Consider the following 6,387-nt stretch of genomic DNA (forward strand, 5'->3'; position numbering starts at 1 on the left):
TCTTTATTATATTTCCTTATACAAAAGCTAATACAACAGCAATCCCTGCACCAATAGCGAATGCGGTTAATAAAGCTTCTACGCCCTTTGATAGCCCAGCAACCAGATGTCCAGCCATTAAATCACGTACGGCATTGGTAATATGAAGACCAGGAACTAATGGCATGACGGCCCCGATAATGATCTTATCAAGCTCCATTCCAATACCAGTTTGAATAAATAATACAGCTAGTATTCCAACGATAAAGGATGCCACGAATTCGGAGATAAAGCGGATTTCTACTAGTTTATCAAACATCAAGAAGCCAAGAAATCCAACTCCTCCAGCAAGTAGTGAAGGTATAAAATCTACCCATAGCCCACCAAACATTATGGTGAAGCATCCGCTTGCAAGTGCTGCTACAGTTACGAGAAGCTTACTGGAATATAGAAACTTTTTATCATGAAGCTCTCGTAATACAACAAGTGCTTCATCTATATTCATGCTTCCTGCAGCAATATTTCTCGAAATACTATTAACCCTTGCGATTTTATATAAATCTGTCGTCCGTTTTTCAATTCGCATCATATGGGCTGCCTCAGCTTGATCAATAGAAAAATTAATTCCCGTAGGTGTTGCATAGCTTTGCGGGTTGTGAACACCAAATGCTCTTGCAATCCGATTCATTGTGTCCTCAACACGATACGTTTCAGCACTACTTTCAAGCATAATTTTTCCCGCTAACATACAAATCTTCGTAATACGATCAAAGTTTTCCAATTTCTATACAACCTTCCGAACGCTAATTGTCTTTTCCTATTATAGTAGTGATGGACTAAAGATGGAAGCAATATGTGAATTAGAATGGTTGATGCATTTAATAAAAAAGCCTCAAGCATTAGCTTGAGGGGGTTATGGCATCATCATTATTAGTGAAACTAGTGATACGATTGGAATTGCGTTAGCCATCGCTAACCCAATTGCTGAGAAAGTAGTGGCAGCTTGCTTTGCTTCTTCAGGTACTCCGACTGAACGTTGAAGAAAAATAAAGAATGCTGCAAATAACATCGAGAAAATGACAATGATACCTGGGATGATTAATTCATCAATCGAGGATACCGGGGAAAGATCCAGCATTCCAAACACGATTAATATGATAGGGATAGCCTCTGCAATTGCGACACCAATAAAGAAGTTAGTTTGGATTTTTCCAATGTTCTCTTGGTTTTCTTTAATTTTTTCAATGTTTATTTTAAATAAAAATAAGATGGGGATAACTGCTAAAACTGCTGCTAGCGCAAATAAGTATGCATTCATCTCGTTTCAACCTCGTTTCTGAATATTTAAAATTGCACCAATGGTATCATAGCATAAGATTGGGATAAATATCCAATACAATATTAATTTGCAACTTCTTACCTAGTTTCGATATAATTCTTGTAGTGATAAATGAATATTTTAGGGAGAATGCTATGTTTAACTATTTAGATTTAGGAGTTGCTTTTCTCATAGCTTTAATTTCCTCTTTAGTGTTGACATACCCAGTTAAAAAGTTGGCATTTAAAATAGGAGCGGTAGATTTACCGAATGATAGAAAAATACATAAGAAGATTACACCGAGGTTAGGTGGCCTATCGATATTTTTAGGTGCTTTTATTGGTGCAATTTACTTACAACCACAGCATGAGCATTTAGTAGAGATTGTAGTAGGAGCTATTGTAATTATTATTACAGGAGCACTAGATGATAGATTTACTCTCAGACCGATTGCTAAGCTAACAGGACAGCTTATTGCTACTTCTTTTCTTATTTCTGGTGGTCTTATTATTGAGAAAATCACATTACCACTTATTGGACAAGTAGAGTTAGGATTTTTCAGCGTACTTGTCACAGTCATTTGGGTTGTTGGAATTACAAATGCCATTAATTTAATAGATGGATTAGATGGACTAGCGACAGGTGTTACAACTATCGCATTAATAAGTTTATTTATTATGGCAATATTAGATGTTCAAGTATTAGTTGCTTATTTCTGTTTAGTCCTGATAGGATCGAATCTAGGATTTTTATATCATAACTTTTACCCAGCAAAGATTTATATGGGGGACACTGGTTCAAACTTTCTTGGCTATATGATTGCAGTTATATCCATACTAGGCTTGTTTAAAAACATTGCACTACTGAGCTTTGTTATCCCGATTATCGTGTTAGCAGTACCAATATTTGATACGTTATTTGCTATTTTAAGAAGATCGATTAACAAACAAAATATTATGATGGCTGATAACAAGCATATTCATTATCAACTATTATCGGCAGGATATAGCCATCGAAAAACGGTATTAATTTTATATGGTATCAGCGGTATATTTGGGGCACTTGCAGTAATCTTCTCCAATGCATCTATAACCGCCAATTTATTTGTCGTCATTATCTTAATATTCCTATTGCATATCCTCGCAGAAATCGCAGGACTAGTTCTCGGAGGAAAGCGCCCAGTATTAAGCTTCTTTCGCAGGTTGTTTGGTCGCGGAAGAAAAGAAAGAGAAAGCAATAGCTAGTAATTCAGAAGAAAGACACTGAAGGTCTTTCTTTTTTTGTTATAGGAGAATAAACGGTATTTTTGGGGTATACATATACTTTATGTATAAACTACGACGACCTGTATTTATGATTTTACAGTTATACAGAATTTTATGTAGTAACTTCCAGTATTGCATGCTACCATGTTAGAGGTTGTTGAAAAAGCAATTAATGATTACGTAGATAAAACTGTAAATACATCTATACAGTTTTACAGATATACAGGTAAAAATTTTATCAGTAATTCCAAAAAACAGGTGTTCTATTATAGAACACCCTATTTTTACTAAATATTGGCAGTTTCTAAATGACTTATCTTCATTGATATCGTATCAAAAATATTTTGTGCAATTCTATTAATAACTGGAACGACCACGGAAAATTATTGTTTTAAAATCCAATTGCGCTTTCTGGTAAATATAAAATAACATTTATTGATAAAGGTAAATTTTATATACAAAGTCTTTACGGATTGTTTTATCTGAGGAGTTGTTATTGGTTTCAGTCTTAATTGTTATCTTCTCCATCAACTTTCTTATGCACTATATCGATTGAATTGTTTATTAAAGCATTGGACTCTTGTTCTAACAATTGAAAAAATGAAGGAAGTTCTTTGGACGATTTTCTTAGATAAACTAGTATCATTAACAAAAGTTCTTGGAGCAAATCCTCCCTATTCTGAATACTTGTCTGAGATAACGCTTTATTGATTAATGGAGTTAGTAACTTAATTATTTTTAATTCGTTTGTATCACTATTCAATTTACTCCTCCTTTTTTGGTGAATTAATTACTTTAATTAAATTTTGGATTGCGTTCTCTAGGCTATCTAATTTCTTTTCAAAGCGGTGAAGTAGATAGATGGATATAACAATCGGAAATCCCATGTTACTTATTAGATTAATAAAATGTTGTTCTTCAAACATGAGCCAGTCTCCTCACTTTTTTTAATGCATTTTTCTTACTCTTTGAGATCGCTTGCTGTGTAACATTAAGAATTTTACTTATTTCTGTATCAGTCATGTTTTTGATAAAAGCTAAATATAAAATTCTTTTCTGGTTGTCTGTTAGCGATTTAATAGCATCATATAAGTGTTTGTCCTGTATATAATCCTCTAAACTGGTATATAGAATATCATCTTCCAATGATTGTGTTTCTTCACTTGATTCTTTATCCGTTGTGCTGTCTAGAATCAACAAAAACCTATTATTCAGGGAGCGCACCTTTTTATCATAGCCTTGAGCTGTAAATCTAATTGCTTTTGAAAAATATGAAATTGTTCGTATATTATTGTAATATTCTTTAAATTTTTCTTCTAAAGTGTTTCTATTGTAATCTGTTGGTTCATTACAATACTCTTTATAAAGTTGGTAATTATTTGAGTCTGATAGGAACGATTGCAACAATGGGTTTCTAATATCATTAGTATTCATCAAATTTACCCCTTTCAAGAACATATGTTCTATTATTGTGTAAAAAAAAGAGAACTTGGGTTCTCGAATTTAATTTTACTCTATTATTAAAGGAACTTAAATAGTAAAACTCACAACCTAATTTAGTATTTTTTTGATTGAATTTAATAATATAGGATGATATTATTAAAAAATATTCTGAATATAACTACTCTTATAGAATCAATCTAATGTTACTATTATTGGTGGTCTTTCCATGAAGGATATTAGATCTCGTTATAATTGAGATTATTCTCTATGGATATGATTCATATCAACAAACCACCCTGCCGTTACATGTAGGGTGGTTATGTTGATACTATATATGAGGGTTAATTACAGAGGAATCCAACCGGTTTTAGCGTGTACTCGGGTTACTCTGCCTCTTCCTGTTATTAATGCGATTTCTAAATCAAGTGTGTGGAAATCACGATATTCCAGAAAAGGAAGTTCGATTTCCAGGCGGTCATATTTTGGGTCTCTCAAAAACTGAATTGCAGATCCTAGTCCTATATACCCAGCGTCAATCATTGTTGTAAGGGCTTTTTTCTCGCTTGTAGTCGATGAAAGTATTAACGAAGCAATAGAAGTAGCAACGCTAAAAGTGGTCGCTTTCCAAAATAGGATAGCTAATACACCTGTCACTGCACCTAATCGTGTTTGAAGCGCATTGTCCGAAAGTTTCCCGGCAAATCGCTCCCTAGCCTGTAATTGTCCGTATTGCATGTCTAACAGTTGGTCTAAAGTAACTATATGTTTTCTTTTAAATTCTCTTGTTGTATAAGCCATGTTAAATCATCCCCTATTATTTTATTTGATGCGCATCTATTAATGTAAAGGAGAAAAAAAAAAAATAATACAACCAATATGAAAAAAAATTAACTGCTATCCTCCTCCGAAATGATATTTGCTTATTTCACTCGGAATGATGTGATCTTTCGAGAACATTTTATATAATGTTAATAAATATAAAGGAGACGTTAATATGGGTAAAATAGGATTGATAAGTCTAATCATCGCTATAACATATTTAATATTGCGGAAGATATTTGTTGGTGATGAAAGCAACTCAGAAAAAGATAATAAAAGTGTTCCGGAAGAACGTAAATATATAGAATTATGGGGTTCTATTATACTCGCAGTAATTGCAATCCCTATTGTCATTTTTATTGATGTCAAACTATTTAAGTGTTTTTTAATTATTTTTATGATAGCCATATTCAGCTTTCATTCTTACATAGATTGGAAGTATCGAAAGGGTTCTAAATTATATATTGTTTCTATTATCACGATGGTCATAGGAATACTCTTGGCTTATTTCATTTTATAAAATAAGGAATGAAAGATGGTTTTACACTTAGACGTGATGAAATCATCTTTTTTGCGGTAAAACGGAATGCAACATAATTCTAAAAATGTTACATTCCAATTAGCTATAATACTCGATTTGATAAATTTAAAAGTAAGGGATATTAAAGGTAAGAAAAAAATTACAGTTCGTGAAGGAAAAACTAAAAAGCCAAGGAGCATACAATTAAGAAACATTTATGATGAAATAAATAACTATATAAAGGAACTAGACAATACAGATTGGCTCTTCCCTAGCCGTAAAGGGAATAAGCCAATGTAGGATACAGGCTTATAGACAACTTAATAAGGCTGCTAGAATGGTGGATATTATAGATGGTATTGGTACTCATACTATGAGAAAAACATTTGGTTACTGGCATTACAAACAATTTAGAGATATTGCTGAATTACAAATGATCTTAAATCACACGCATCCACAAGTTACACTTAAATACATCGGAATTACATGCATGGGAGGGTCTGTCATGCACTTTTTAACGTGAAAATGAAATGAAAGGAGCATGAGAGGGTCTATCATGCACTTTTTAACGTGGAAATGGGATTAAAAGGAGCATGAGAGGGTCTATCATGCACTTTTTAACGTGAAAATGGGATTAAAAGGAGCATGAGAGAGGTTGATCATGCAATTTTTGGCAAGGAAATGGAAGTGAAAGGAGCATGAGAGAGGTTGTCATGCACTTTTTAACGTGGAAATGGGATTAAAAGGAGCATGAGAGGGTCTATCATGCACTTTTTGGCGAGAAAATGGGATTGAAAGGAGCATGAAAGGGTCTGTCATGCACTTTTTAACGTGAAAATGGGATTAAAAGGAGCATGAGAGAGGTTGTCATGCACTTTTTAACGTGAAAATGGAAGTGAAAGGAGCATGAGAGGTTCTATCATGCACTTTTTGGCGAGAAAATGGGATTGAAAGGAGCATGAAAGGGTCTGTCATGCACTTTTTAACGTGAAAATGGGATTAAAAGGAGCATGAGAGAGGTTGTCATGCACTTTTTAACGTGA

8 protein-coding genes and 1 pseudogene are annotated in these 6,387 nt (G+C 33.5%); 3 read left to right on the forward strand and 6 right to left on the reverse strand.

Annotated elements, in window-relative coordinates:
* Positions 1-16: 16 nt before the first annotated feature.
* The gene (locus ABC228_RS09020; RefSeq protein WP_345824855.1) at positions 17-727 is read right to left on the reverse strand and encodes a threonine/serine exporter family protein; all 711 of its coding nucleotides are present in this window, start codon (positions 725-727) and stop codon (positions 17-19) included.
* 165 nt (positions 728-892) lie between these two features.
* Complete coding sequence (locus ABC228_RS09025; protein WP_345824789.1) at positions 893-1,297, reverse strand: hypothetical protein; 405 nt, start codon at positions 1,295-1,297, stop codon at positions 893-895.
* Positions 1,298-1,452: 155 nt separating this feature from the next.
* Here ABC228_RS09025 and ABC228_RS09030 point away from each other — a divergent pair, with 155 nt between their 5' ends.
* The gene (locus tag ABC228_RS09030; RefSeq protein ID WP_345824790.1) at positions 1,453-2,541 is read left to right on the forward strand and encodes a glycosyltransferase family 4 protein; all 1,089 of its coding nucleotides are present in this window, start codon (positions 1,453-1,455) and stop codon (positions 2,539-2,541) included.
* 529 nt (positions 2,542-3,070) lie between these two features.
* On the opposite strand, the gene ABC228_RS09035 is transcribed toward ABC228_RS09030, so the two are convergent.
* The 4 genes from ABC228_RS09035 to ABC228_RS09050 all read right to left on the reverse strand — a co-directional run bounded on the left by ABC228_RS09035 (position 3,071) and on the right by ABC228_RS09050 (position 4,803).
* Complete coding sequence (locus tag ABC228_RS09035) at positions 3,071-3,325, reverse strand: hypothetical protein (RefSeq protein WP_345824791.1); 255 nt, start codon at positions 3,323-3,325, stop codon at positions 3,071-3,073.
* A gap of 1 nt (position 3,326) precedes the next feature.
* Positions 3,327-3,488, reverse strand: coding sequence for a YvrJ family protein (locus ABC228_RS09040; RefSeq protein ID WP_345824792.1), 162 nt, complete (start codon positions 3,486-3,488; stop codon positions 3,327-3,329).
* Positions 3,481-3,996: a sigma-70 family RNA polymerase sigma factor gene (locus ABC228_RS09045; RefSeq protein ID WP_345824793.1), complete on the reverse strand. Its 516-nt coding sequence runs from the start codon at positions 3,994-3,996 to the stop codon at positions 3,481-3,483. Before ABC228_RS09045 ends, ABC228_RS09040 begins: the two co-directional genes overlap by 8 nt.
* A gap of 354 nt (positions 3,997-4,350) precedes the next feature.
* Positions 4,351-4,803, reverse strand: coding sequence for a hypothetical protein (locus ABC228_RS09050; protein ID WP_345824794.1), 453 nt, complete (start codon positions 4,801-4,803; stop codon positions 4,351-4,353).
* A 196-nt stretch (positions 4,804-4,999) separates the two neighbouring features.
* On the opposite strand from ABC228_RS09050, the gene ABC228_RS09055 reads away from it, so the two are divergent.
* Together ABC228_RS09055 and ABC228_RS09060 are read left to right on the forward strand one after the other, a co-directional pair.
* Entirely contained in the window at positions 5,000-5,344 is a 345-nt protein-coding gene (locus ABC228_RS09055) for a DUF4181 domain-containing protein (RefSeq protein ID WP_345824795.1), read from the forward strand.
* Between the two features lie 114 nt (positions 5,345-5,458).
* Positions 5,459-5,867 (forward strand): annotated as a pseudogene (locus tag ABC228_RS09060) (tyrosine-type recombinase/integrase); the annotation flags it as partial.
* Between the last annotated feature and the right edge of the window lie 520 nt (positions 5,868-6,387).

The organism is Ornithinibacillus xuwenensis (assembly GCF_039614845.1).
Taxonomy (GTDB): Bacteria; Bacillota; Bacilli; order Bacillales; family Amphibacillaceae; genus Ornithinibacillus; species Ornithinibacillus xuwenensis.

What these genes read in the sequence shown, in the direction of transcription:
- ABC228_RS09020 (WP_345824855.1), bottom strand. Translation starts at nt 727, where the DNA reads ATGTTAGCGGGAAAAATTATGCTTGAAAGTAGTGCTGAAACGTATCGT.
- ABC228_RS09025 (WP_345824789.1), bottom strand. Translation starts at nt 1,297, where the DNA reads ATGAATGCATACTTATTTGCGCTAGCAGCAGTTTTAGCAGTTATCCCC.
- ABC228_RS09030 (WP_345824790.1), top strand. Translation starts at nt 1,453, where the DNA reads ATGTTTAACTATTTAGATTTAGGAGTTGCTTTTCTCATAGCTTTAATT.
- ABC228_RS09040 (WP_345824792.1), bottom strand. Translation starts at nt 3,488, where the DNA reads ATGTTTGAAGAACAACATTTTATTAATCTAATAAGTAACATGGGATTT.
- ABC228_RS09045 (WP_345824793.1), bottom strand. Translation starts at nt 3,996, where the DNA reads ATGAATACTAATGATATTAGAAACCCATTGTTGCAATCGTTCCTATCA.
- ABC228_RS09050 (WP_345824794.1), bottom strand. Translation starts at nt 4,803, where the DNA reads ATGGCTTATACAACAAGAGAATTTAAAAGAAAACATATAGTTACTTTA.
- ABC228_RS09055 (WP_345824795.1), top strand. Translation starts at nt 5,000, where the DNA reads ATGGGTAAAATAGGATTGATAAGTCTAATCATCGCTATAACATATTTA.